The sequence below is a fragment of the Citrobacter sp. Cb041 genome (assembly GCF_030336655.1).
Classification (GTDB): Bacteria; Pseudomonadota; Gammaproteobacteria; order Enterobacterales; family Enterobacteriaceae; genus Citrobacter; species Citrobacter braakii.
In genome coordinates, this window is record NZ_JAOWDD010000042.1 from 262,644 (window position 1) to 286,842 (window position 24,199).

A 24,199-nucleotide genomic window follows, 5' to 3' on the forward strand; every position below is an offset into this window, starting at 1 on the left:
TGAGAGCGCTCACGTGAAAGCGCGCAAATCTGCACAAATAAAAAATAATGTGAGCCGGGTGGAATAAAAACGCTCAACGTTTGTGAAAGTTACGGGCTGGAGAGACCAGTATTTATGGTTGAAATAATGGGGATGAATAAAACGCGGTAACTGTTATCGCACCACTTTGTTGTAGGATGCTCCCTCTTTATGCCTGTCTATATCCAGGTTTTCTACCAAGGGAGCGTAGAACTTAATGGCATGTGGTAAATCGTTAGTATCCTGGTGATAAAAGAAAACATAGCAGTACTTATTGCGCTGAATGAATTGTAGTGAGCCAGCGAGAGATGTTATCCGCCAGAGCATCGTTCCTGAAGAGTGCGCTGCCGGATACTACACGATCCACACCGCTGGCGATGATCTCTGGAAGTTCTTCCAGGTTTAGCGAACCATCAACTGCCAGCAGAATGGCGTCTCGCTTGCCGGCTGCATTGAGTAATGCGACAACCTGCGCGATGCGTCTCAGTAAAGCTGACTTGCTGAGTTTGCTACCGTAGCCAGGATTTACCGCCAGAATTTGTATTATTTCAACGTCTTCAATGACCGGTAGAATATATTCCAGTGGTGTGGCAGGGCACAGGCTAATCCCTCGCAAAAGCGGCATAGTGCCACCGGAAACTTCAGCATTTTGCTCACCAAGCCAATGAAGCATATGGTGTAGATGCGGCGTGTTTTCCACCTGCAACGTGACACAGTGTGCTCCTGCCTTTACGCTTGCCTGCACAACGGGCCAGGGATTATCCACCATTAGGTGGACATCCTTAATCATCTGCTGTGGCAACTGTGCGATAGCCCAGGGGCCAACGGTGAACTGAGGGCAAAAATGTCCGTCCATCAGATCCAGGTGAATAACGGGTTGTTCAAGCGCGCGAAGATTTTGCTGATACTCCCCGAGTCTGAGCCACTGACCGGCAAGAATGCCGATGCTTAACGGGTAGTGCTTCATTAACGATACGCACTCTGTGCGATTCAAACCGGAAAAGGGACGGTTCATTTTTAGATCCTTATGGCATCAATCCATTGAAGACGCGTTTTTTTCGTGGGCAGCTCATCAGTGATTCCAGTTTTTCCACACAGGTAAGGTAGTGGGGCGTAGTTTTATGGAACGCAACGGCGGCTTCATCCTTATAGGCTTCATAAATATAAAAGCGGCTCTCAACTTCCGGATCCTGCAACACATCGAAGCGGAGATTCCCCTCTTCACGCACCGACCCAAAATGATTGAGGCGAAATACCTCGATAAACTCGTCGACTTTATCTTCGTGGACGTTAATTTCCACCAGAGTGACATGCATACTTTTCTCCTTAAAACGCATGGGCCCACCAGGGCAGGCCCATACCCTTTTTAGTTTTTTTCGCTCAGATAGAGTTCGTACGCGCGTTCAGCGGTTTCATTACGATGCACCACCGCGTGGACGGCCTTCATCATGGCGACAGGATGATCGGACTGGAAGATGTTGCGCCCCATATCGACACCGGATGCGCCCTGATCGATGGCCTGCCAGCACATCTCAAGCGCTTCACGTTCAGGTAATTTTTTACCACCCGCGATAACAATCGGGACCGGACAACCCGCGGCAATGCGCTCAAAACCTTTATCGACATAGTAGGTCTTGATGATCTGCGCCCCCATCTCGGCGGCGATACGGGTGGCGAGTGAGAAGTAGCGCTGATCGCGAACCATGTCTTTTCCCACGCCGGTCACCGCCATTGTTGGCATGCCGACTTTGATACCGGCATCGATCAACTGAATGATATTTTTGATCGACTGGTGCTCGTTCTCACTGCCGATATACACCTGTGCCGCCACGGCGCAACTGTTGAGACGAACGGCATCATCCATGGAGAGCGCGACCGCTTCATTGCTTAACTCGGTGAGAATAGAGTTAGCGCCCGAGGCGCGCAGGACTACCGGTTTGTTGGTGGCGGGTGGTACCACACTGCGCAGGATGCCGCGTGTGCACATCAGTACATCAGCGAGCGAGAACAGGGGAGCGATATTGATATCGATACGCTCCAGTCCTGTTGTTGGCCCCTGAAAATAGCCATGGTCAAACGCGAGCATGACCGTTCTTCCGGTCTCAGGATTAAAAATGCGCGACAGTCGGGACTGCATCCCCCAGTCAAGTGCGCCGCATCCCTTTAGTGTGAACGGGGTATTGCGTTGCGGCGTGTCGGTATGGAAATCCTTACCATCTTTGATGTCATCTAAATCAGCCATTTTTTACTCCACGGTTACGGAATGAAATTCAGAAATCGTATTTGTCGATGTTCTCTTTAGTGAACACCACGCGTTCAGGCAGAAGCACAATGCCATTTCCCTTCGCCTCGTAGCTGTAGCCCTGTACGCTGTTCGGCGAAACTTCAACTTGCCCTACACCTGGAATGTCCAGTTTGTCACCAATATTCATGTCGCCTTTTTTCAGCAACGCATCAGCCACGTAAACGGAAATCTTGCCCTGCTGGACCACATCCCAGAGGCCAAATTCTTTCACCGTGCCGCGTTCAACATAAGGACGCATCACGTTTGGTGTACTGAAACCGACAATCGCCACGCTGGTATTCTTCAGGTTTTCAGCGGCCTGAGCGGCAGCAGGAAAGGCGTTGGCGTCCGGCGCAATGATGGCGTCGAGATCGGCATAAGCTTTAATAATGCCTTCTGCGGTTTGCAGTGATTTGGTGGCGTCGTTATAGCCAAACTGGGTGGTGACAACTTCCCAGCCCGGATGATCTTTGGTGATCTTGTCTTTGGCCTCTTTCACCCATTGGTTCTGATCGGTCACGGTCGGACTGGAGTAGAAGAAGGCCACTTTGGCTTTCTCTTTTTTGACCTGGTTTGCGGCCATATCAACCAGCATGCCGCCTAATTGGGCTGGTGTGCCCTGGTTGATGTAGTACGAGCGACATTCCGGTTTGGTGTCAGAATCCCAGGTCAGGACTTTCACACCGCGTTGCATGGCGCGCTTTAACGCCGGACATAACCCATCAGGTGAAACGGCGGAAACCACAATGGCGTTATACCCCTGGTTAACAAAGTTATTGATGAGCTGAACCTGACCAGACACGCTGGGCTCCGTCGGACCGTCATAGGTAACATCGACGCCAAGCTCTTTGCCGGCCTCCAGGGCACCGTTACCACCACTGGTAAAGAATCCCACCCCAACCAGTTTCGGGATAAATGCGATTCGCTCTGCGGCATAAGCGTTGAGGGTGAACGCCGCCAGGCTAAGGGTACTGATTACGGCAATTTTTTTAATGCTCTGAATAGTCATGTACTTTTCCTTTAGGGCAATGGATTTCAGGCCTGCCGAATGGCGCGACGACGTGCCATCCAGTCTTTAATTTGCTGACGATGCAGGCTGACGGAACGACCTACGACAACGACAATAAGTAATGCGCCAGAGAGGGCACTGGATATCTGGTTAGGCACGCCAGCCATCTGCAACCCCTGCTGCAGATAGCCCACTAGCAGCGCGGCGATGGCTGTGCCGAGAATTGACCCGGAGCCGCCATAGATGTTGGCGCCACCCAGGACGACCGCCGTAATGGCTGGCATCAGGAAGGAAGCCCCCAGATCGGAGCGCGCAGAGCCAAAGTAAGAAACCAGCAGTATCGCCGCGACCGCCGAGGCAAAGCCGGTCATCGCGTACAGCGCGTACAGCGTCCGATTCACAGGGATAGCGCTATACAGCGCCACGCGAGGGCTTTGCCCAATCAGGAAGACATTTCGTCCGGCGTGGGTTCGGTGCATCAGCAGCCAGAAAAAGAGCACGCTGACGAGAAAGAAGATCAGTGGTACGGGCAGGCCCAGCACATCGAGATTGGCAAAATCGGTAAAGCCCTGCGGGAAGCCGCCAATACCTTCATAACCGGTCGCTCCTGCCATCCCCGAAAGCAGCAATGCGCTGCCGCCAAACAGGTACAACGTTCCCAGGGTGATGACCAGAGGATTCACGCCCGTGTAGATAATCAGCCCGGCGTTGATCAGTCCGCACAGCGCGCCCAGCGCGAGCGTCAGGATAATGGCCAGCGGCAATGGTACGCCCCCCTGGAACATCACACCCAGCGCGATAGCGCACAGCCCCATCGTGGAACCGAAGGAGATATCGATCCCGCCGCTGACGATCACCATGGTTAAGGGGAGAGCGACAATGCCAATGCAGATAAAGTCGCTGGTGCTGAACAGCAGTACGTTCAGATCCAGCAGGCGCGGGTTCAGCGCGCCGAATCCCAGAATTTCAATCACCAGTAGAGCGGCGAGCGCCAGCTCCCAGCCGTAACGATGTAAACGAGTCATCAGGCAACCTCACGTTTTTTGGCAGTGCGCACAGTATCCGCTGCGCTTTTTGCCGACGGACACGGCTGAGGCTGCGGAGTGAAGCGGGCATATTTTTGTCGGCGGATATTACGTTCCAGCGCGCAGCGCAGTCGGCCATCAAATACCAGCACCGCCAGCAGAACCAGACCGGCAATAAAGTCATTCCACCACGCCGGAATGCGCAGCAGGACCAGTACGCTGTCGATTTGCGTCAGGAAATAGGCACCAAGCACGGCGCCAATGATCGTCCCGGAACCGCCCAGCAGGCTGATTCCACCCAGTACGCAGGCAGCAATGGCTTTCATTTCCAGCCCGGTTCCGGTCTGATTAGGGATGAAGCCAATCTGAGAAGCAAAGACGATCCCAGCCAGCGCCGCCATGCAGCCGTTGAGCGAGAAGGCCAGAATACGGATGGCTTCGGTACGCACACCTAGTTGCCGTGCGCCCTGCAAATTATCCCCGGTGGCATAAAAACAGCGACCAAAGGCGGTTTTTGCCAGTAGCCAGGCCATCAGCAGCATCAGGAGTAGGGTCAGCCAGCCGATGGCGGAGATCCCGAGGAAAACCGGGGCGGAGAGTTGCTTCAGCTGTGCAGGCAGTCCTTCAATCCATTTACCGCCCGTCCAGAGCAGCATGACGCCGCGATACAGACCCAGCGTTCCTAACGTGGCAACAATTGCCGGGATTTTCAGCCAGGCGACCAGTACGCCATTAATAACCCCCGCCAGCAGTCCCAGTAGCAGCGTCGCTACGCAGGCCACAGGCAAGGGATATCCCGCGTTCAGCAGCAGTCCCAGTAGCACGGCGCACATCCCAGTTATCGAGCCTACCGATACGTCGATGTTGCGGGTCAGCATCACCAGCGTCGCCCCCATAGCCAGCAGCATGAGAATTTGGGCGCTGCTGAAGATCATCGTCAGCGTCTGAACACTGAGGTACTGGCTGTCAAGCATTCCCGGCAGAACGAACAGCAACAGCACTGCCAACAGTGCGGTTGCCTCACGATTATTCTGGATAAATTTCAGCATGGCGCCTCCCCGGTATATGGCGTCGTCCCTGACGGGCGGTCGCCAAACGCAACGTGCATGATGGTGTCGACGTTAATCTCGTCGCCCTGCAGGGCATCGTTGCCTGTTTCCCCTTGGTGCATGACGTAAACGCGATCGGCCATCTGTTCGATCTCCTCCAGATCGGACGAGATGAACAGCACCGCGACATTCTGAGCCGCAATACTGCGGAGCAACTGGTAGATGTCGTTACGGGCAGAGACGTCCACTCCGCGCGTCGGCTCATCCACAATCAGCACTTGCGGCGAGGCTTCGAGGCATTTGGCGATCAAAATTTTTTGCTGATTACCACCGGAGAGCGTACGGGCAGGTTGTTCGGGATCGTTCAGCTTGATATTGAGCGCGCGGCGATAACGTTCGAGCGTGGCGCTGTCTTTTGCCGGATTTGCCCAGAAACCGCTGTGGTTATGGGTTAATGCACAAACATTCCACGCCAGCGAGGCATCCAGATTCAGTCCTGATGATTGCCGATCCTCCGGTAGATATACCAGACCATGCTGCAGACGCTCGCGTGTGGAAAGCGTGGATATATCCTTGTCGCCGAGTACGACGCGTCCGGCCCTCAGAGGTCGTAGCCCGTAAAGCGTTTCTGCAAGTTCGGTGCGCCCGGCGCCGACCAGGCCAGCCAGACCTAAAATTTCCCCGGCACGAACCTCGAAACTGACGTTCATGAATCCTTCTCCGGTTACATTTTCGAGGCTCAATACCGGTGTGCCTGTATCGTGCTGCGGACAGTTGCCAGGCAATTCCAGCCACAGTTTCTGGGTCGCGCTCAGCGTGTTAGTGCGTGATGCTGGCGTAATGGCCTGGATAATTTCGTCTGTGCTCAGGTCCGCCGTTTTACCGGAGAGCGCAATGGTTCCGTCCCGCATCACGCTAATGTAATCCGCAATCTGGCGTATCTCAGGCAGCTTGTGGGAGATGAAAACGATCCCCACGCCGGAACTCAGCAACTCACGCAGACGACTGAACAACCGATCTGTTTCTGCAGGAGTGAGTGAGGCTGTGGGTTCATCAAGGATCAAAATTCGCGAATCGCGCATCAGCCCGCGCAGGATTTCGACCATTTGCCGGTCGGCGACATCCAGTGAACCGGCCTGGCTGTTGATATCAAACTGGCAGCCCAGCGCGGCGAGCATCGCGCTCATTTTTTGCGCCGAGCTTTGGTGTTTGGGCAGGCCAAACAGGACATTCTCTTTTACCGTCAGGCTGGGGAAGAGTAGCGGCTCCTGTGGCACAAGGTAGATTCCCAACTGATGCGCCAGGATCGGCGTCAGTTTCGTACATCGGGAACCTTCAATCTCAATGCTTCCGCTATCCGGCGGGGTAATACCGGCGATGATTTTCATCAGCGTAGATTTCCCAGCGCCATTTCCTCCCAGGAGCGCATGGACTTCGCCTTTTTGCAAAATAAAGTTAATACCTTTCAGTACCTTGACGCCGGAGTACTGCTTACAGACAGACTGTGTGCTGAGTAGCGGAGCGATTTTTTCGTGACTCATTTACGTGCCACCTCCGTTCGGCCTGGGTAGAATCAGGTTGAACAAATGTATTGTGCGATTCGAATTGTTCATAACCTTATGACCTAACTGCTCACAAAACCGACGAATAGATCACGTTTTATGCTAAAATGATCTGTAAAATTAAATTTGTTCAAATAAAAGCCATTGAAATGTGTGTTTAATCACAGTTATTAGCAACCAATGAATGAACAATTGTGTTCAGAAATTCGATATGTTCAAAGTGAAGACAGAATGATGACTATTAATGACCCGATGATTTCCGAACAAGGGATGTGTGAAGAAGAGCTGGTGGCGCGTATTGCGTGGTTCTATTACCACGATGGTATGACACAGAGCGACATCAGCAACAGGCTGGGGCTGACGCGGCTTAAGGTGTCGCGGCTGCTGGAGAAGGGGCATCAGTCCGGGATTATTCGCGTACAGATTAATTCTCGCTTTGAAGGCTGTCTGGAATATGAAACTGAATTACGTCGTCGTTTTGACCTGAACAATGTACGGGTCATCCCAGGACTTCCCGGAGCGGATGCCTGCGTTCGCCTGGGGATTGGCGCCGCGCATATGCTGATGGAGTCACTCCAGCCGCAGCAGATTTTGGCGGCGGGCTTCGGCGAAGCGACCATGAATACCTTAAAACGGCTGAGTGGATTTATCTCTGCTCAACAAATTCGGCTGGTAACGCTCTCGGGGGGCGTGGGGCCATACATGACCGGGATTGGGCAACTCAACGCAGCCTGTCCGGTTAGTATTATTCCGGCTCCGCTGCGCGCCTCCTCAGCAGAGATTGCTCGGACGTTAAAAAATGAAAACAGCGTCCAGGATGTTCTGCTGGCCGCCCAGGCTGCCGATGCGGCAATCGTCGGTATTGGCGCAATCAACCAGAAAGATGAGGCCACCATTATTCGATCAGGCTATATCACTAAGGGTGAGCAGCTGATGATTGGCCGCAAAGGAGCCGTGGGTGACATTCTGGGCTACTTCTTCGATGCCGAAGGGCAGGTGATTCCGGATATGAAAATCCACGATGAACTTATCGGGTTAACCCTCAATACCCTGAAGACGATCCCGACTGTTATCGGCGTTGCCGGGGGCGTGAATAAAGCGGAAGCGATCGCTGCGGCGATGAAAGGGGGTTATATCAACGCATTGGTCACTGACCAGGAAACCGCCGCCGCCATTGTCAGCGGGCAGTAATGCGTATCTGCCGTGCAGCCGCGTGGCAGAGGAGTAACAGAATTTCCGTTTGTACCGTGGAGAAAGCATTGACGACCTGACAAATAAAATAAGCCGAGGACAAAAACGATGGCCCGACTCTGTACCCCCTCTGAATCAACACATTACCTGATGGCTCTGGACGCCGGTACCGGAAGCGTTCGCGCCGTGATTTTCGACCTGGAAGGCAAACAAATCGCGGTGGGACAAGCGGAATGGCGGCACCTTGCCGTACCGGATGTTCCCGGTTCGATGGAGTTTGATCTGGGAAAAAACTGGCAACTGGCCTGTGAATGCATCCGTCAGGCATTGCATATCGCCGGGATTGCACCGGAAGCGATTATAGCCGTCTCAGCCTGTTCGATGCGCGAAGGCATTGTAGTCTATGACGCAGAGGGGACGCCTGTCTGGGCTTGTGCAAACGTGGATGCCAGAGCGGCACGGGAAGTCAGCGAACTTAAGGAGATCCACGACTACACCTTCGAAAGTGAGGTCTATCGTAGCACTGGTCAGACGCTGGCGCTGAGTGCCATCCCACGTCTGCTCTGGCTTGCGCACCATCGTGCGGATATTTATCGTCGTGCCTCGACGGTGACGATGATCAGTGACTGGATGGCCTACATGCTCAGCGGTGAGCTGGCGGTGGATCCTTCCAATGCCGGAACAACGGGACTGTTGGACCTCAAAACACGAGACTGGAAGCCGTCATTGCTGCAGATGGCTGGATTGCGATCGGATATTCTCTCACCGGTTAAAGAGACCGGGACGATGCTGGGGAGGGTGACCGCCCAGGCAGCTGCAATGTGCGGGTTGAAAGTAGGCACGCCGGTGGTAGTGGGTGGTGGAGATGTTCAGTTGGGGTGTCTCGGTCTTGGAGTTGTACGCCCGGCGCAAACTGCTGTACTTGGAGGAACATTCTGGCAGCAGGTGGTGAATTTACCCGCGCCGATTGTTGATCCTGAAATGAACGTGCGTGTGAATCCGCACGTCATTCCGGGGATGGTACAGACCGAATCCATCAGCTTTTTTACCGGTCTGACGATGCGCTGGTTCCGCGACGCTTTCTGTGCAGAAGAAAAGCTGATCGCTGAGCGTCTGGGCGTAGACACCTACACACTTCTGGAAGATATGGCATCCCGAGTACCGGCTGGCGCATGGGGCATAATGCCGATTTTCTCCGATCGGATGCGCTTCAAGAGCTGGTATCACGCAGCTCCTTCGTTCATCAACCTGTCCATCGATCCGGAAAAATGCAATAAAGCCACGCTGTTTCGTGCTCTGGAAGAGAATGCGGCCATTGTGTCGACCTGTAATTTGCATCAAATCGCCGATTTTACCGGGATCCATCCTACTTCACTTGTTTTTGCTGGTGGCGGCTCGAAGGGAAAACTCTGGAGTCAGATTCTGGCGGATGTTTCAGGGCTGACGGTCAACGTGCCGGTCGTCAAAGAGGCAACGGCGCTGGGCTGCGCCATCGCGGCCGGCGTCGGGGCAGGGATCTGGTCATCCATGGCCGAGACCGGTGAACGACTGGTGCGCTGGGAACGGGAGCATGTGCCGGATAAAGAAAAGCATGAGCTTTATCGGGAATCACGTGAGAAATGGCAGGCGGTATATCAGGAGCAGTTAGGTCTGGTCGATCACGGGTTGACGACCTCTTTGTGGAAAGCGCCGGGTTTATAACAGGAGATCGTAATGATTAAATCGAATGAAGCGCATCATGAATACCGTTTTGGTGATAGTGGCCCGAAATACCTCATTCGCGGTCCGGAATGTGACATGGGCGTCGTCATGCTTCAGCCCGGTCAGTCTTTTCCCAACCATCGTCATATCGAAGCCTGCGAGATTTTTTATACCCTGGCAGGCGAAGTGACGTTATATCTGAACGGTGAGCCCTACACGTTAGGCTCGGGGGATGTTTTGCACTGCGATCCCGGTGAAGCACATTTTCTGGTGAACAGAGGCGAGGTGCCGTGGAAAGGCGTCTTTGTTAAATCTCCGCATATTCCGGGAGACAGTCATCCGGTTGAGCCGACGACGTATTAGTCACCGGTATTTTTAAGAAAACGAATCCATTAGATGAAAGCTGGAGCGGGCGATGTTACTCGCCTTGCTCCATTTCCTATATGTAGACGTGGTCAGACCCTACCAACTCGCCGGGCCTCTGGCATATTGCTACTGCGCTATTGTATATACCCAATCGCAACAATGGGGGCATTTCTTGCCGCCGTAGTAGGAGCGTTCACACCGGGTACAGCGCCAGTTTCCGGTTTGGGTGTTCAGTGGCCCCCTGAAACCCGCGTAGCCTGACGGAGCATTATTGCGACCGCGACGTATTATAGCTGTCGGGGATTGTCTGGATGAGCGTAAGGCATACCCGCAGTTCTGGTTTTTTATCTGCTCACTCCGGCGACGACGGGCATGAACAAATATCTCGTTCCCTAAAGCATCTTTCTAGATAAACACTTCTGTATGGCAGAAATCACACAGCAGCCGTCCGTGGTAGTGGTGCGGAACATCCTGTACGGTCACCCACTCACCATCTCCGGTAATGGCATGTTCAACCGGGCTGAACTGTATCATTGCCGCACTCCTGTCCTGTGAAGCTGACGCGCTGGAGCGGTGTCCCGTATCTTGTAGGTATAAAAACCGTTCATTATCATTCACCCTCACTGCTGATAATTTCTGTACTGTGGTCACCGGTCTGGCAACTTCGGCAGTACCGTTCACCGTGATACTCGTTGTCGCATCCACAACAATGCCAGTCCGCCCTGTGTAATATAGGCAGTACATCCGGGACGTACCCACTCATGAAAAATTCGGTTGTATTGCCGGGTTGATATGTGCTGATTAGTTCCGACCCGAGACCGAAACAAGAAGTCTTTACTATGCAAATTGCCAAGCTTTATCAATACAGCAACAGCTTCTCTTGTCCCTTTGGTTATCTCAAATTGCACAGGACAACCGGTTTTCTGTTGAAACACCGTTGCTCTGCTTGAAACAGAACTACCATATGCAACATCAGATACTTTGAGTCTGACCAGATCACAGCCTCGTAGCTTACTGTCCAGGGCAATATTGAACAGAGCTAAATCACGCGTTTTACCTTCCAGTTCAAGCCGGATTCGTATCCCCCAGATATGAGATATCTGAAGCGGCCTTTTTTGGCCGATGATACGGCCCTTGTTCCACGGTGACGTGTTCATACTCAAATCTCCTGCAATGTGGGAGATTTGAGTATGGTTGTCCCTTATGAGCGAACAGCGGACATTGGACCTTCCAAACTTACAAGGTAATCTAATTTGCAAGGTTATGGCGGGATAAATGGACAGAATTGGCAGATTTTGCAGAAGTTATGCATCAAGGAATAATTTTCATGTGCCGTAGGCAATACCGCGCTTTGAGCCGGTTTTGAAATTCAGTTGTACTCTCGACCTTCAGTAAGTATTTCCGCTTCTAAGCCAAATGGAGACTTTAATTTATCTTGATAAACCCCGCCAGTTAGTTTGCCAAAAGCAATGGCACTTGCGTTCTCCAGCGGAATGATCTCCCTGTCCACCTACGGGCTGTTCATGATGAGCTGTATAAAATTCGCAACGAACGTTATGCTCATAACGGAGGTCATAACCCCCTACAGCGGCCTCGTCGGCTTACTGGTTTTAGCGCTATTACCTTCTATAACCTCTCTTTTGCGGTAGATAACTATTGCAGGGATCGTTTGGATGAGCAACATGCGTATAATATGGCTTGCCATCACAAAACTCGCATTCGCGTTAAGCGCCAGTGCCGCAAAGGACATTGATTCCACGCTCCCGGGAACCCAGGAGAGCATCAATACATAAAATGGATAATCCAGAAGATGCGCCGCTGTAAATGCCATCATGACCGTCACACCCAGTCCAATAGCAATGAGCTGTATTGAAGACCAAAGATGACGCAAAAATGCAGTCAACGTAAACGCAATAAAATGATGCCCCAGTAATATGCCCATCAGGATCATACTGAACTGATTGAAAATATCGGGAAAAAACACAGTCTGAGATGACAAAGGGTGCAGGAGTGCTGCACAAATCAACGACGTGATCATAAAGGGCGCAGGAAAGTGGAAGCGTTCAAGGCATTTGCCCAACACATAGCCCGCAAAGACAATACCCAATAGCCAGAGCACATTAGTCGTTGCAAACAATACAGGCGGCATGGCCATATGGGTTTGCGCACCGCCGGTAATATATCCGGCAAATAAGGTCAATGTGATGAGCCGTAGCGAGTGCGAAATGATAATTTTTTGCGGCGGCGTTTTAACATGGGACGCTAGCGCTAATACCGCTGCCATTGCCCCCAGAACGGCGCCCAATAACGCCTCTTCCTTACTCCAGCGTAATCGGTGAATACACCACAAGTAGCATGCGGTGAATTGCAGGGATAAGCATACTAATAACAACACCAGTAAAAATGCGATATTTCCTTGCGCCCCAAAAGAAAAATCGCGAAATAAAAGACCAATTGACGTACCAAGAGAGAGTTGAATCACCGTCAGGCTGCCCGGCAGTACTGGCACAGAAAGACCGGTACGTTTTAACACCAGCACGGTAATAAGGGGGCCAAACATCATACCTAACGGAACGTTGCAATAGGTAAAACCCAACCCAGCCAGGATACAAAGAGCAAAACCTAACAATAATTTCATACACCTTTCTCCTGGCTACCGGGAGTGTTAAATACTCAGTGAACGGTTTCGTTAACCCAAAGGGTATTTTCAGCAACCCATTGGGTCAATGCATCAAGACGTTCGTGTATTTCCCGGCTGGACTCCGCTTGAACAATAGCACTCACGATCTCGCCATTTGTTAATTTCATCGCGTCATATTGGCGGCCGACGACACCTGTTGCCCGATATTTAACCACAAAAGGCAATGGACATTTTTCCGCAATAGAGAGGAGCGTGCCCTGTGCAGGCGGCACATTTAATTGGCCAACCCGTAAAACGGGTTGTCTTTGCGATAAATCCTGCGGATAGATTTCGCATAAACTGGCTTTAAGCCAGGTCATTCGAGGATCAAGACCAAAAGCGGCCCCTAATTCTTCATTGACAAAGCAGCCACCTAATCGGCAAGCAAGCTCGCCAAAAATAATGTTGTTATCTTTATCAACAAAAACTTCAAGGTGAAGCAATGCGTTTTCTTCCGTTGGAAAAACCTCTTCAGCAAGATATTTGGTGTAGGCAATCAGTTTACGATGCAGCGGCGTGTCATCTTCCATAACCAGACCTAATGTTTTCCCGGATAGAAAATCCAGGCAGGAGACGGTTGCACGAGATGCAGAAACAAATATCGCCTTTCCTTTTAAATACAACGCATTAATTTGATAAGCTTCGCCTTCGATAAATTTTTCAATGAGCAGATTGTGATACTCTGGCGGCTTAACCTGCGCCAGATATTTATAAAGCTGGCCTTCATTTTTAAGAACCACCACGCCCTGTGATCCACGCCCATCATTAGGTTTGATGACGCAGGGATATCCCTGTTCGGCAATGAATCGCGCCATCGCAGTCGCACTGTCGACGCGTGCCATAGCAGGAACCGGTAACTGATGAGACTGAACAAGCGATTTCATCATAAATTTATCACGGAAGAACATGGCCTTTTTTTCACGGTCGTGTGTCAAACCCAGACGATCGCTGATTCGCGCGGCCCTCAGAACATCGATTTCGGCGAGGTAAAAGATACCCGTTGCTTTATTGTCCTGGGCGTAGTGGTAAATATCCATTTCCACGAAGGGATTATCATTAAAGTTTTCATAAAAAAGGAAAGAAAAACCTGCCCCCATATGATCAAGAATATTATCGATCTGGCTTGCGCACGTTGCAATCAGAACCGGGGCCACTGATTGCAATGACTGCCACTCTTCACGTGAGTGCTGAAAAATAATTTTTGGTGGACACAGCAAGATATTCATTGTTTTTCTCATTCAATATCAAATGTAATGACAAATACATCCCGATAACCTTTTCCTGGCAACAAAGGAACCACTGCCGCGGTATAATGCTGATAATTCACATCATTGAATATTACTGCATCGCCCGCATGCAGTTTGAACGTAGAGGCATCATTGCCCCCATCATGATTAGGAATAAGCGTGGTTTCTCCACCAGTCACATTCTCAATTTCGCTGCAATAGATTGCAATGTACTTAAAACCATCTTTATGAATACCCTCTGGAGCGGGATATCCAGGCCTTCGGTCATCTGTCGTTATTCTTATTTGATGAATGCCAATATTGTAAGTCGTGTCTGGAAGCAATGGCAAAAGCTTACGAAACACCAGATTCATCACTTCTTCAGCAACGTCTTGTTTTATTTCTGGGTATTTTCTTGCAATGCCGCCAGCGTAATTGTTCAGTTTTTCCGCTTGAAAAAACTCACCCACTGCGCACAGATCAAAATACTTTTCACGTCCGGCCCTGGCCTGCATGTAACTTCTGAACCGAAAAATACCATCTTCAGCCTTAAGCCATGGATCGGGTAGTAATTCATCAAAACTATTTTTGACTTTCGCTGAAGTCTTCCCCAGTCGAATATGATGATAGGCGTGCATAGATAACGTCCTTAATACGGTAGTTTGAGCAGTCTACTTATAAGATATGAAATGCATATCCAACAATAAATAATATTGCAGACTCTTTTATACTGATAATCTATGGGCAAAAGTAAGGAGGCAGGCTCCTTACTTTTTAAATAACTCTACTTGCTTTTTTTACGTAACTCCGTCACTGGCACGCCACCAATTCCCCAGTTATCAGTCTCCACTTCATCAATGACCACGATGGTTGTGCTGGGGTTTTTATTCAGGACATCAACCAATAGTTGTGTCACTCCCTCCATTAATTTTTTCTTTTGCTGATCGGTAGCACCTTCATTAGTAATTTTAATATTTACGTAGGGCATATGAACTCCTTTTATTAGATAATTTTTGACATTGCACCAAGATAAACAAGTGCAAAGAGATTAAACGATAGAACATAACCGTAGTGCATTTTAAAACTGGTGTTACTGGGTGATACATTCAGACTGTTTGCGGCGAAAATAGCATTGATCGATACGGGAGAAATAAGCTGAGTTGCAATAAATAAGCAAATCCATATCTGATAATCAACCATCCCCCCCGTAAGATAATCAGAAAATATCGACCATGCGATACTAAAGATAATCAGTGGATGGATACCTAATAAACCAAAAAGCGGTACGATGAACAAAATAATCGCGTAGATCTGCAACGTTGTCAGCCCGCCAACATAAGCAGTGATACCCTCAGGTACATGGGAAAAAAGCAGCCAACAAACTGAGGTCAACACACTACAGCTTAAAAGCAACAATACCTCACCGGATATATTCTGTGCAGATTCAGTTAATTGCTCAGCCCAGGGTTTATCCTTTTTAACCAGATGATCGACAACAAAGAGCACGACTGCTGTAAAGGCAATACTTTGCAGTGAATTTAGATTCAGTACCGTTAATGAAAAAATGAATAGTCCCCAGAACAGACCTACACATAGCAGGATATACCGCATCCCATCACGGCTGGGTGTCACCGTCTCGTTTTCAGCGATTACCGTCACTTTTGCGCTTTGGTTGAACAAGATACTGAATAAAAAGAGAGGGATACCCACCAGCAGCGCCTTAAGATGCGGTACGTCAGGCATTGCCGCCCAAACGGCAGCAGCGCCGATGGTGGTTGGCATCAGTACCATCGTAATGCATACGGTGCGCGTAATAATCTTTGCCAGGTTGAATCTTGGCCCAATAACTGACTTGAGGCCATCGAGCAGCAATGATATTGCCCCCAGACTCATTGGCCATGTTAAGAACGCCGTCAATAACGTAACCCCAAAAGTCATGTTCGATGTTTTTCTACGCGAAAAATATCCTCCCAGAACAGCTGTAAAATTAAGAGAGGCCATGACTTGTCGTAATAAGGCAATACCAACAAGCAGTAAAATCACATCAAAATATCGCGAAAAAATTGCAGGGAGCACAATGCCTTTCAGGTTGTTTGTAGCAAGAAGAAACATCATCGAGCAGAGAAAAATAATCACACCACTTCTGGCGGATGATTTTTTTGACCAGAAAGCAAATGTCGATGCGAAGTAGAGCACGGCGGTAACTCCCGCAATAGCCGACATCGCCGCATGTTTATCCGTCAACGCACAAGCGAACAGAAATACCAGCAATGATGTTATCGCTAACGCAGGTTGCAATGATTGCCACGCCTTGCCACGGGCCTGGATTTGCTCAGTCTGCATTTATCGCTACCTCTGGCTGTGCCTGCCGCACCATCATTTGATGATACATATCTGCGACACAACGGCCTGCATCAACCAGGAATCTTGAATTAACCAGCGGACGTGGCAGGACGTAGGTGTAAAAATTCGCGCCTTCCGCAGGATTGCCCAGCACCCAAAAAGCCGTCTGCGCTTCCCCCATGCGATTAATAGGATGCTGGCATTGATCGATATCCAGCCCACCCGGGTGATACCCCTCATTCATAAATGGACGAACAATACCATTGGCTGTCATATTTCTGATTAACGGTGAAGCGTCATGTAGTGGCGAAAAACTGGCAATTTTCGCCTTGATTAAAACATCAGCCTGAATCTCAGTACTCTCTTCTTTAAAAGGTGAGTGAACTTCGAATTTTCCTTCGCAGTCGTTCAATACTAACCTTGAATCTTTACCACCGGCCAGACTCACCACATTCGCTTCCATTAATGCTAATAGTTGTTCATTTCTTAACTTCGGCGGGCCAACGGCAATGCGGTTAAAAATAGGATTAAAATGCTCAAGGAAATACTGATGTGACCGCGATTCAAGCCCTGAATTATCAATCGCTTCTCGTAAAATATCCCTGACATCACGAATAATGTCTGTCGCCGCTTTGATCGGGCCATGGACATTGCCCTCCTCAGACTCCTGGAGATCTTTACGCAGGAAATACATAAACCATTGAGTATAATCCTTTAAACTCAGATATTCCTGCGATTGATGTGGATAAAGCACACTGTCAATTACCGCGATGTCTTCAGCGCTCGGTTCATAAGAGCCAGCATCTAACCACTGCCCATTTAGGGTTGAACGATAGGCATAACACATTTCTTTATGCAGTAAGGGGAAAACTTGTTCAAGAAAATCGATTTTTGAAGATCCTTTCTCAAACACATTTTTCACCCGCAATTCTCTGATAGCCATTGCCGTTAAGAAGCGTGGGGAGTACTGCCCAGAAACGCCTTTTTGATTCGCGCCGCGACTGCTAAAAGGTAGAGCCTTACGTGAATAGATAAAAATACCCGGTTCTTTTCCGGAAGGATGATAGCGAAGCTCACCCTCTTCCCGGCTAAATTTTCCACCCCTGCCGATAGTGAGTTGCGAAATGACATCATAGGCAGTCAGACCAATACCCTGAACAATCACATTTGATTCCGCTGTTATTTTATTCAAATTATTTATTGGATAAGGAGTCGAATAGTAGTCCAGGCGTTCATTTTTCTTATAATTATTGGCAATAAATCGTTCAACAAGATGATCGTCAAACGTTTTGGCGTTGTCGCTGTGACCAGTGGTTAAATAGACGTAATCGGCCACCACACGCTGACTGTCTTCCAAGACAATAATAGACTTCGCATCGTCCTGAATCAGAATGTTGTTGGCCTGCTGATTTATCTGTGTAACCGAGATATTGTCAGGCAAACTTTTGATAATTTCGTGATAAAACCAATTTAAGTATTCACCTAATAATCGACGAGGTAAATAATCGTTGGCGTCAATTGGTTTGCCAGCCACGTCTTTTAAATAACGGTCATCAACATTTTTATAGTCCTGCTCATTAGCCCACTGATGAAAACATGGCCCTGAACGGAAAGATCCGGCATTTTTTACCGTCGCATCACCAAATAATGTTATCTGGCAAGCAACGGTGTTAACCAATAAATGGTCGGGCTGCGATAAACTGTGCGCACCTACACCCATCGCATTTTTATCAACGATAACAATATTAATATGTTCATTCTGTTTACGTTGTGCATGCTGAGCACAAATCCTTTCCAGAATACTAAGCCCCCGAGGCCCCATTCCTATAATAGCAACGGTTGTCTTTCTCATTCTTTGCTCCAACTTTGAGAGTATTTAACTTTGCTGTGTTGAACATAGCTAATCCCTGCTGCGATAAATAACGCACAAGCGCCAGATAATATTGAAATAGTCATCCCGTTTTTATTGTTCTGAAACGCACTCACGATTAATGGCCCGGCAATTTGCCCAATGCCATATGTTAACGTCACCAGACCCAGAAGATTAATTTTCTGTGGTGCAGAAATCTTTTTCGCGAGTGGCATAACGAGAGAACTGGTTCCCATGAAAGTTGCACCAAAGCCAATACAACTCAAGGTCAATAAAAGCGGGGAATGGATAAACGAGGCCATCACAACGCAGCTCGCCTGCACAATTAAGTTAACACTCAGGCAGGACAATATGCTCCACTTGCGTGCAGCCCATAACCAACCATAGCATCCTGGGATAACGGCAAGGCCAACAATAGACCAGATATGGTTGGCCAGAAATTCATTACCCACTCCCCGGGCCATTAAAGGGAGATAAGTAGCTACAATGATATAACCGAAGCCTGCCAGTCCATATAACAATGCTAAATTCCACCACTGGATGTTCGGCTCGGATGACGAAGCTTTTTTCTGAGGAGGTAGAACGTGTTTATTTGCAGGCAGCAAGATAATCAGCGCGATGAAGAGTACAGCTGAAATGATTGACGCGCCGATCCATAGTAGCTTTGCATTTAATGCATATGCGATACCGGCTATAACATATTCATTGCCTATAAAAATACCCACCCCGACGCCGGCAAACAAAGAAGCAATGACAAACGGATTATGGGTATGCTGTAGCATAAGCATCGACCCGAATATCATCATGCCTGCGCTGGCAACACCGGCGATAAATCGAATAACAATTACTATATCAGGGTGCGTAACTACTGCCATCGCAAAAATAAGCAGGCCGGTGACTAATGCAGCACAAATTAACATCGTTTTGATATTCTTCAGGCCACCAAAAATACCAAACGAGAACAGGAGGCTGCCAACCAGGTATCCGGCGTAATTCGCGCTTGCGATTAACGATAATTGCGAAAAATTAAAAATGCCTTCATGCAACATGACCGGCAGCATCGGAGTATATAAAAACCGACCAATTCCCATCCCCAGCGTTAAAACAATCATACCGAAGACAGCCGTGCTCAACTGGCGATGGCCAATAACATTGTGATCAAGATCCATTTTTCAGGCTCAATATGTCAATCAGATTTGATTGTTATGTTACATAAAGAAATGATAATAAAAAGTTAATAAAAATGACGAAAACCTTCACTTTGAGTGACAGACACGATGAACAGTACCTCATTAAATTTGTTTAAAACCGTCGCGGAAACCGGCTCTATCACCGCAGCAGCCCGTAATCTGCACTGCGTTTCTTCAAACGTCACGACGCGGCTCAAGCAACTGGAGTCCAGCCTGGATGTTTCGTTGTTTGTTCGCGAGAAGAATCGTCTTCACATCACCCCTGAAGGTGAACTGCTTCTGCGTTACGCTAACAAAATCCTCGCGCTTTTAGACGAAGCCGAGTTGTCTATGCAGGGAACGAAAGTGGCTGGCCCTCTGCGCATTGGCGCAATGGAAACCACTGCCGCCGTCCGACTTCCTGCTTTGCTGGCAAACTTCCACCGTGAAATGCCCTCCGTAGAATTAAACTTAAAAACGTCACCGACAGATGTGTTAGTTCGTCAGATCCAGAATAGTGAACTTGAAATTGCCTTCGTCGCTGACCACAAGGCGTTGCACGTAGACAATTCAAGGCTACAAACGCAGGTGCTGTGTCAGGAAACCCTGGTTCTGGTTACGGCCGCAGAGCATGGTGATGTCGTGACGGGAGCCGATCTGGAGGTGACAAGGCCGCTCGTCTTTGTGAAAGGATGTAATTATCGTTCCCGGCTTGGGCAATGGTTACGGCTACAAAATGTCGATTATGACGACCCGCTGGAGTTTGGTTCTTTTCAGGCAATACTTGGTTGCGTAAGTGCCGGAATGGGCATTGCATTATTGCCTGAGAGCGTCGTCAAACAGTATGAAACGAGCTTCCCCATACGGTGCCACTCTATTACTCCTCACATTGGTAATGTCAATACTATGATGATATGGCTTAAAAATCGTGAGGTTAGCCGGGTATTGAATTGCTTTGTTTCCTTTGTTTCATCCCACTGAGGTATTCCACAACCATATTGTGCCGTTAGGGCTTTTGGGCTGGTAAATACTCTATATGGATCTATTATCGATGCAGGCTTTCAGTTTCAGGATTGACTAATGCAATTTAATAGAGTTGCTGAAGATTTCTTTCCTGGGATTGGTCAAGAAATTTGACCACTGTTTTGTAGTAAGAATGGCATCTGCTCTCTGATTCGTTCGTTGCCAGTCTGCCATTGGCACAGGGCTGCTGTTGCAGCCCTGACAACCTTAGACTTCAATCGATTCAGAGATCTCTAACGCATCATCGACTTCAATGCCCAGATAACGGACTGTGCTTTCCAGTTTCCTATGGCCCAACAGAAGTTGGATCACCCGAAGATTCTTGGTTTTCTTGTAGATCAGGTAAGGTTTTGTTCTTCTCATGGAATGTGTGCTGTAAAGCGAATCTTCGAGACCAAGCTTTTCTACCCACCCATGAAAGATTCGGTTGTATTGCCGGGTTGAAATGTGCTGGTTAGTTCCGACCCTAGACCGAAACAAGAAGTCTTTACTGTGCAAATTGCTAAGCTGTATCAATGCAGCAACAGCTTCTCTTGTCCCTTTGGTTATCTCAAATTGCACAGGGCTACCGGTTTTCTGTTGCAACACCGTTGCTCTGCTTGAAACAGAGCTACCATATGCAACATCAGATACTTTGAGTTTGACCAGATCACAGCCTCGTAGCTTACTGTCTAAGGCCATGTTGAACAGAGCTAAATCACGCGTTTTACCTTCCAGTTCAAGCCGGATTCGGATCCCCCAGATATGAGATATCTGAAGTGGTCTTTTTTGGCCTATGATACGGTCTTTGTTCCACGGTGACATGTTCATACTCAAATCTCCTGCAATGTTGGAGATTTGAGTATGGTTGTCCCTTATGAGCGAGGAGCGGACATCCTCACTATTTTACTCTTATCAAAAAATAGTGAGTCAAGCTTGATGTAAAATATAGAATTAAACTTGTATTAAGTGATATTTTCATCTCTATGTTATTATTATTTTAAATTAACATTCTTGTTCCAAATTAATCAGGAGGTTTTATGGGTAAGAATAGTCAAAGTAGACGCGTGAATAAGAAAAAGCAGAAAAACGAAAAAATAAGAGAGTTAGCTGCAAAGAAAAATAAAATGATGCACATAAAACCTAATATATTCTTTGATGAGTCGGGTAATACCGGTGGAAATTTACTTGATTCAACACAACCTTTTTTCACCTTAAGTTCAAGTAGCATTAATAAACCAGATGCACTTAAAGCATTAGAGCTAACTGGAAGCAAGTCACCAACAGAAGCTCACTTTAAAACTCTTAGACGTAGAAAATCAGGCCAAGATGGAATTATTAGACTGCTTGAAAGCAAGTACGTCAATGAAGAAAATGTCAAAATCTTTTTGGTCGATAAAAAGTATATGTTAACAACAAAAATTGTTGATATTTTAATCGAAACATGGTGTTTCAATCGAGGGTTAGATCTTTATAAAAATGGGCAGAATCTTGCTCTATCTAATGTTTATTATTTCTGTTTCCCAGCTTTCTGTGGAGAGGAGAAAACAGATAAAATGTATCAAAAATTTATGAGCATGGTTAGAAATCAAACCCCTGAATCTATTGATGAATTTTACACGTCAGTTGATCAGCTAAAGGCATGTTCAAGCGACCAAAGGTTTGTAGACACAATCAATAGAATTAGCATTACCAAAAATGAAATTGATGACATTCTAGAAGATGTTGAAAAAAATACACTAGATCCTTCCATACCCTCTCTCTTCAAACACTGTATAGAATGGGGTAAATTATATCCCAACGGTTTTTATATTAAGCATGACGATTCCAAAGCGATTACAGAACAACAAGATATTTTTAATAAGTTTATGGATATGTCAAAAATTACGGAGGTATATGGATATGATAGAAGGACTTTTGAGTTACCAATTAAAGCTCGCTCTTTGACATTTCATTCATCGCAAGAATATCCTCAACTACAAGTCGTAGATATAGTGGCAAGTGCGGCAGCTTATTATGTTAATTGTTTAAAACGAAATGAATTAGATGATTATCTCTTTAAAGAGCTCAAAAGAATTAAAATAGATAACTATTTTAAAGATATGGTTATATGGCCTACAACATATGTTACGCCTCAAGAACTAGGAACAGTCTATACCGGTGGACTAAATCCGGCGAATGGAGTTGCAGAGTATCTTTCTCAATATCAATAGCTGATTTCCTGTTCAATTTGGGTCGCATTAGCGGCCTTTTTCTTCCCGCATTTTCTTGGCCGTACGCTTGATTAACGCACCACAACATAGCAACGTCCGCTCCTGGCACAAAGTGGACCCTGAGGAATGAGTTCTATCCTCGTGGTTCACTAAGTGCAGCAAGTTCTACTCGAATCCTGCTACCCATTTGTCCAACATATCAGCCCATTCCTGCATCATCACTGTACGCTCATCAAGATAAGTTGCATGGTTGTATGTGCGACGAACATTGTTGGTATCAGCGTGCGCAAGCTGAGCTTCGATAGCATCAGGTCGATAGCCCATCTCGTTTAAGCGCGTACTTCCTGTGGTTCTGGTTGCATGTGGGCTATAAGTACCGCTCCAGCCGAGGCTTTTAAGTAGTTGACGCAGCGAGTGTGATGTCATCGGGCCACGCGGGTTATCACGGCCCGGAAAGAGATGGTGTCGATGCCCGGTTAATCCCTGTAGTGTTCTGAGCATGTTGACAGCCTGGGAGGGAAGGGGAATAACGTGTTCTCTGCGAGCTTTCATTCGCGTTGACGGAATCGTCCACAGTGCGTTATCGAGATCGAATTCTGTCCATTCTGCCTCAGTTACTTCGGCTGGTCGCGCCAGCGTCCACCACATAAGCCACATGCAATAGTTAACTTGGTATGAGCCGCGACTGTTGTCAAAACAGCTTAATAGTTTCCCGATTTGCGGCGGATTCAATGCCTGTTTGTGCTGCGTTTTGTTTGCCGGAAGAGCTTTGCGCACGGGCCAGACAGGATCACTATCAGCTCTAAGTGTCGCTACTGCCAACTCGAAAACTGATGAAATGGTGCGGCGGGCTTCAGCGGCAACGGTCGGAGCGCCGCGCTTAGCCGTTTTCTGAAGAATTTTAAGAATGTGGTGCGGGGTGATTTCCCTGATAGGAAGTTTGCCGATGGCGGGGAAAACCACACGTTCAAGCATATCAAGTCGCCGCGTTTTGGTAATTTCGGCCTGGTCTTTCATCTGCAACCACTCTTTGGCGATCAGCTCAAAGGTGTTAGATGCGTCATTGACCTTGCGAATCTTATCTAACTGACGAGCCTGTGTCGGGCTAACTCCATCTGCGACTTGCTTACGCGCTTGCTCGCATTTCTCGCGAGCTTCGGCAAGTTTGACCGTCGGGTACTCACCCAGCGCAAACATGCTGGATTTACCGTTGAGTTTAAACCGATAGCGCCATGCCTTTTTGCCGTTGGGTTTTACTTCGAGGTAGAGACCATTGAAGTCATTGAGTCGATAGCGTTTTTCTTTCGGCTTAGCAGTGCGGCATTGCGTATCAGTGAGCATAGCGAGTCCTTGTCTATTTCTTAGACCGCTATTGCACTCACCTAAAATGAAGATGAAAACTGATTGTATTCATGTCTGTACTCATTTTTGACTGCGCTGTTATGAGATGAGTTGAGACATTATGAAAAGAAAAATCCACGCAAGTGCGTG

Annotated in this window: 23 protein-coding genes and 1 pseudogene; 5 read left to right on the forward strand and 19 right to left on the reverse strand. The window is 48.2% G+C overall.

Going from position 1 to position 24,199, the window contains the following annotated elements; genetic code table 11:
• Positions 1-289 precede the first annotated feature (289 nt).
• From OGV52_RS20055 to lsrA, 7 genes are read right to left on the reverse strand one after another with little or no spacing between them, the layout of a single operon-like run.
• A complete protein-coding gene (locus tag OGV52_RS20055; RefSeq protein ID WP_047497992.1) occupies positions 290-1,033 on the reverse strand; it encodes a beta/alpha barrel domain-containing protein in 744 nt (247 codons plus the stop codon).
• 10 nt (positions 1,034-1,043) lie between these two features.
• On the reverse strand, positions 1,044-1,334 hold the full coding sequence (gene lsrG, locus OGV52_RS20060) for a (4S)-4-hydroxy-5-phosphonooxypentane-2,3-dione isomerase (RefSeq protein WP_200080005.1): 291 nt from the start codon (positions 1,332-1,334) through the stop codon (positions 1,044-1,046).
• Positions 1,335-1,384: 50 nt separating this feature from the next.
• Positions 1,385-2,260: a 3-hydroxy-5-phosphonooxypentane-2,4-dione thiolase gene (gene lsrF, locus OGV52_RS20065; RefSeq protein ID WP_047497997.1), complete on the reverse strand. Its 876-nt coding sequence runs from the start codon at positions 2,258-2,260 to the stop codon at positions 1,385-1,387.
• Between the two features lie 28 nt (positions 2,261-2,288).
• Positions 2,289-3,311 carry an autoinducer 2 ABC transporter substrate-binding protein LsrB gene (gene lsrB / locus OGV52_RS20070; RefSeq protein ID WP_103768551.1) on the reverse strand — a complete coding sequence of 341 codons (1,023 nt, stop codon included), beginning with the start codon at positions 3,309-3,311 and terminating at the stop codon, positions 2,289-2,291.
• 26 nt (positions 3,312-3,337) lie between these two features.
• A complete protein-coding gene (lsrD, locus tag OGV52_RS20075) occupies positions 3,338-4,336 on the reverse strand; it encodes an autoinducer 2 ABC transporter permease LsrD (protein ID WP_047498004.1) in 999 nt (332 codons plus the stop codon).
• Positions 4,336-5,385, reverse strand: a complete 1,050-nt coding sequence (lsrC, locus tag OGV52_RS20080) for an autoinducer 2 ABC transporter permease LsrC (protein WP_047498007.1) — start codon at positions 5,383-5,385, stop codon at positions 4,336-4,338. The genes lsrD and lsrC overlap by 1 nt, the downstream gene beginning before the upstream one ends.
• Positions 5,379-6,926, reverse strand: coding sequence for an autoinducer 2 ABC transporter ATP-binding protein LsrA (lsrA, locus tag OGV52_RS20085; RefSeq protein ID WP_153690302.1), 1,548 nt, complete (start codon positions 6,924-6,926; stop codon positions 5,379-5,381). Before lsrA ends, lsrC begins: the two co-directional genes overlap by 7 nt.
• 255 nt (positions 6,927-7,181) lie before the next feature.
• Between lsrA and lsrR the strand changes: the two genes are divergently transcribed.
• The 3 genes from lsrR (at position 7,182) to OGV52_RS20100 (ending at position 10,202) form a co-directional block, all read left to right on the forward strand.
• Complete coding sequence (lsrR, locus tag OGV52_RS20090; RefSeq protein WP_047499102.1) at positions 7,182-8,138, forward strand: transcriptional regulator LsrR; 957 nt, start codon at positions 7,182-7,184, stop codon at positions 8,136-8,138.
• 108 nt (positions 8,139-8,246) lie between these two features.
• Entirely contained in the window at positions 8,247-9,839 is a 1,593-nt protein-coding gene (gene lsrK / locus OGV52_RS20095; protein ID WP_259689291.1) for an autoinducer-2 kinase, read from the forward strand.
• A 12-nt stretch (positions 9,840-9,851) separates the two neighbouring features.
• Complete coding sequence (locus OGV52_RS20100) at positions 9,852-10,202, forward strand: cupin domain-containing protein (protein WP_047498015.1); 351 nt, start codon at positions 9,852-9,854, stop codon at positions 10,200-10,202.
• A gap of 408 nt (positions 10,203-10,610) precedes the next feature.
• Here the strand turns inward: OGV52_RS20100 and OGV52_RS20105 are convergent, their stop codons facing one another.
• The 10 genes and pseudogenes from OGV52_RS20105 to OGV52_RS20145 form a co-directional block, all read right to left on the reverse strand.
• Complete coding sequence (locus tag OGV52_RS20105) at positions 10,611-10,739, reverse strand: hypothetical protein (RefSeq protein WP_265183136.1); 129 nt, start codon at positions 10,737-10,739, stop codon at positions 10,611-10,613.
• A 76-nt stretch (positions 10,740-10,815) separates the two neighbouring features.
• On the reverse strand, positions 10,816-10,968 hold the full coding sequence (locus tag OGV52_RS23595; RefSeq protein WP_438939350.1) for a putative zinc ribbon protein: 153 nt from the start codon (positions 10,966-10,968) through the stop codon (positions 10,816-10,818).
• Positions 10,958-11,362, reverse strand: a pseudogene (locus OGV52_RS20110) (tyrosine-type recombinase/integrase); the annotation flags it as partial. The gene OGV52_RS23595 and the pseudogene OGV52_RS20110, both read right to left, overlap by 11 nt.
• A 425-nt stretch (positions 11,363-11,787) precedes the next feature.
• A complete protein-coding gene (locus OGV52_RS20115) occupies positions 11,788-12,843 on the reverse strand; it encodes an AbrB family transcriptional regulator (RefSeq protein WP_287109048.1) in 1,056 nt (351 codons plus the stop codon).
• A gap of 35 nt (positions 12,844-12,878) precedes the next feature.
• Entirely contained in the window at positions 12,879-14,111 is a 1,233-nt protein-coding gene (locus OGV52_RS20120; RefSeq protein ID WP_016156403.1) for an ATP-grasp domain-containing protein, read from the reverse strand.
• Positions 14,112-14,119: 8 nt separating this feature from the next.
• Entirely contained in the window at positions 14,120-14,749 is a 630-nt protein-coding gene (locus OGV52_RS20125) for a 2OG-Fe dioxygenase family protein (protein ID WP_016156404.1), read from the reverse strand.
• A gap of 146 nt (positions 14,750-14,895) precedes the next feature.
• On the reverse strand, positions 14,896-15,099 hold the full coding sequence (locus tag OGV52_RS20130; protein WP_016152960.1) for a tautomerase family protein: 204 nt from the start codon (positions 15,097-15,099) through the stop codon (positions 14,896-14,898).
• Between the two features lie 14 nt (positions 15,100-15,113).
• Positions 15,114-16,454, reverse strand: coding sequence for a hypothetical protein (locus OGV52_RS20135; RefSeq protein ID WP_287109050.1), 1,341 nt, complete (start codon positions 16,452-16,454; stop codon positions 15,114-15,116).
• Positions 16,444-18,306, reverse strand: coding sequence for an FAD/NAD(P)-binding protein (locus OGV52_RS20140; protein ID WP_287109051.1), 1,863 nt, complete (start codon positions 18,304-18,306; stop codon positions 16,444-16,446). The genes OGV52_RS20135 and OGV52_RS20140 overlap by 11 nt, the downstream gene beginning before the upstream one ends.
• Positions 18,303-19,493 (reverse strand): MFS transporter, encoded by a 1,191-nt coding sequence (locus tag OGV52_RS20145; RefSeq protein WP_141875238.1) that lies wholly within the window; start codon positions 19,491-19,493, stop codon positions 18,303-18,305. The genes OGV52_RS20140 and OGV52_RS20145 overlap by 4 nt, the downstream gene beginning before the upstream one ends.
• Before the next feature lie 108 nt (positions 19,494-19,601).
• Between OGV52_RS20145 and OGV52_RS20150 the strand changes: the two genes are divergently transcribed.
• Positions 19,602-20,474 (forward strand): LysR family transcriptional regulator, encoded by an 873-nt coding sequence (locus OGV52_RS20150; RefSeq protein ID WP_047498027.1) that lies wholly within the window; start codon positions 19,602-19,604, stop codon positions 20,472-20,474.
• 249 nt (positions 20,475-20,723) lie between these two features.
• Here OGV52_RS20150 and OGV52_RS20155 read toward each other — a convergent pair whose 3' ends face one another.
• Complete coding sequence (locus OGV52_RS20155; RefSeq protein ID WP_047498029.1) at positions 20,724-21,326, reverse strand: site-specific integrase; 603 nt, start codon at positions 21,324-21,326, stop codon at positions 20,724-20,726.
• A 209-nt stretch (positions 21,327-21,535) separates the two neighbouring features.
• Here OGV52_RS20155 and OGV52_RS20160 point away from each other — a divergent pair, with 209 nt between their 5' ends.
• Positions 21,536-22,708, forward strand: a complete 1,173-nt coding sequence (locus OGV52_RS20160) for a DUF3800 domain-containing protein (protein WP_287109054.1) — start codon at positions 21,536-21,538, stop codon at positions 22,706-22,708.
• A 165-nt stretch (positions 22,709-22,873) separates the two neighbouring features.
• Here OGV52_RS20160 and OGV52_RS20165 read toward each other — a convergent pair whose 3' ends face one another.
• Entirely contained in the window at positions 22,874-24,049 is a 1,176-nt protein-coding gene (locus OGV52_RS20165) for a tyrosine-type recombinase/integrase (RefSeq protein WP_287109055.1), read from the reverse strand.
• Positions 24,050-24,199 lie beyond the last annotated feature (150 nt).

Bases quoted from the DNA above. Each gene is read 5' to 3' on its own strand.
- OGV52_RS20055 (WP_047497992.1), bottom strand. From the start codon at position 1,033: ATGAACCGTCCCTTTTCCGGTTTGAATCGCACAGAGTGCGTATCGTTA.
- lsrG (WP_200080005.1), bottom strand. From the start codon at position 1,334: ATGCATGTCACTCTGGTGGAAATTAACGTCCACGAAGATAAAGTCGAC.
- lsrF (WP_047497997.1), bottom strand. From the start codon at position 2,260: ATGGCTGATTTAGATGACATCAAAGATGGTAAGGATTTCCATACCGAC.
- lsrB (WP_103768551.1), bottom strand. From the start codon at position 3,311: ATGACTATTCAGAGCATTAAAAAAATTGCCGTAATCAGTACCCTTAGC.
- lsrD (WP_047498004.1), bottom strand. From the start codon at position 4,336: ATGACTCGTTTACATCGTTACGGCTGGGAGCTGGCGCTCGCCGCTCTA.
- lsrC (WP_047498007.1), bottom strand. From the start codon at position 5,385: ATGCTGAAATTTATCCAGAATAATCGTGAGGCAACCGCACTGTTGGCA.
- lsrA (WP_153690302.1), bottom strand. From the start codon at position 6,926: ATGAGTCACGAAAAAATCGCTCCGCTACTCAGCACACAGTCTGTCTGT.
- lsrR (WP_047499102.1), top strand. From the start codon at position 7,182: ATGACTATTAATGACCCGATGATTTCCGAACAAGGGATGTGTGAAGAA.
- lsrK (WP_259689291.1), top strand. From the start codon at position 8,247: ATGGCCCGACTCTGTACCCCCTCTGAATCAACACATTACCTGATGGCT.
- OGV52_RS20100 (WP_047498015.1), top strand. From the start codon at position 9,852: ATGATTAAATCGAATGAAGCGCATCATGAATACCGTTTTGGTGATAGT.
- OGV52_RS20105 (WP_265183136.1), bottom strand. From the start codon at position 10,739: ATGATACAGTTCAGCCCGGTTGAACATGCCATTACCGGAGATGGTGAG.
- OGV52_RS23595 (WP_438939350.1), bottom strand. From the start codon at position 10,968: ATGAGTGGGTACGTCCCGGATGTACTGCCTATATTACACAGGGCGGAC.
- OGV52_RS20115 (WP_287109048.1), bottom strand. From the start codon at position 12,843: ATGAAATTATTGTTAGGTTTTGCTCTTTGTATCCTGGCTGGGTTGGGT.
- OGV52_RS20120 (WP_016156403.1), bottom strand. From the start codon at position 14,111: ATGAATATCTTGCTGTGTCCACCAAAAATTATTTTTCAGCACTCACGT.
- OGV52_RS20125 (WP_016156404.1), bottom strand. From the start codon at position 14,749: ATGCACGCCTATCATCATATTCGACTGGGGAAGACTTCAGCGAAAGTC.
- OGV52_RS20130 (WP_016152960.1), bottom strand. From the start codon at position 15,099: ATGCCCTACGTAAATATTAAAATTACTAATGAAGGTGCTACCGATCAG.
- OGV52_RS20135 (WP_287109050.1), bottom strand. From the start codon at position 16,454: ATGCAGACTGAGCAAATCCAGGCCCGTGGCAAGGCGTGGCAATCATTG.
- OGV52_RS20140 (WP_287109051.1), bottom strand. From the start codon at position 18,306: ATGAGAAAGACAACCGTTGCTATTATAGGAATGGGGCCTCGGGGGCTT.
- OGV52_RS20145 (WP_141875238.1), bottom strand. From the start codon at position 19,493: ATGGATCTTGATCACAATGTTATTGGCCATCGCCAGTTGAGCACGGCT.
- OGV52_RS20150 (WP_047498027.1), top strand. From the start codon at position 19,602: ATGAACAGTACCTCATTAAATTTGTTTAAAACCGTCGCGGAAACCGGC.
- OGV52_RS20155 (WP_047498029.1), bottom strand. From the start codon at position 21,326: ATGAACATGTCACCGTGGAACAAAGACCGTATCATAGGCCAAAAAAGA.
- OGV52_RS20160 (WP_287109054.1), top strand. From the start codon at position 21,536: ATGGGTAAGAATAGTCAAAGTAGACGCGTGAATAAGAAAAAGCAGAAA.
- OGV52_RS20165 (WP_287109055.1), bottom strand. From the start codon at position 24,049: ATGCTCACTGATACGCAATGCCGCACTGCTAAGCCGAAAGAAAAACGC.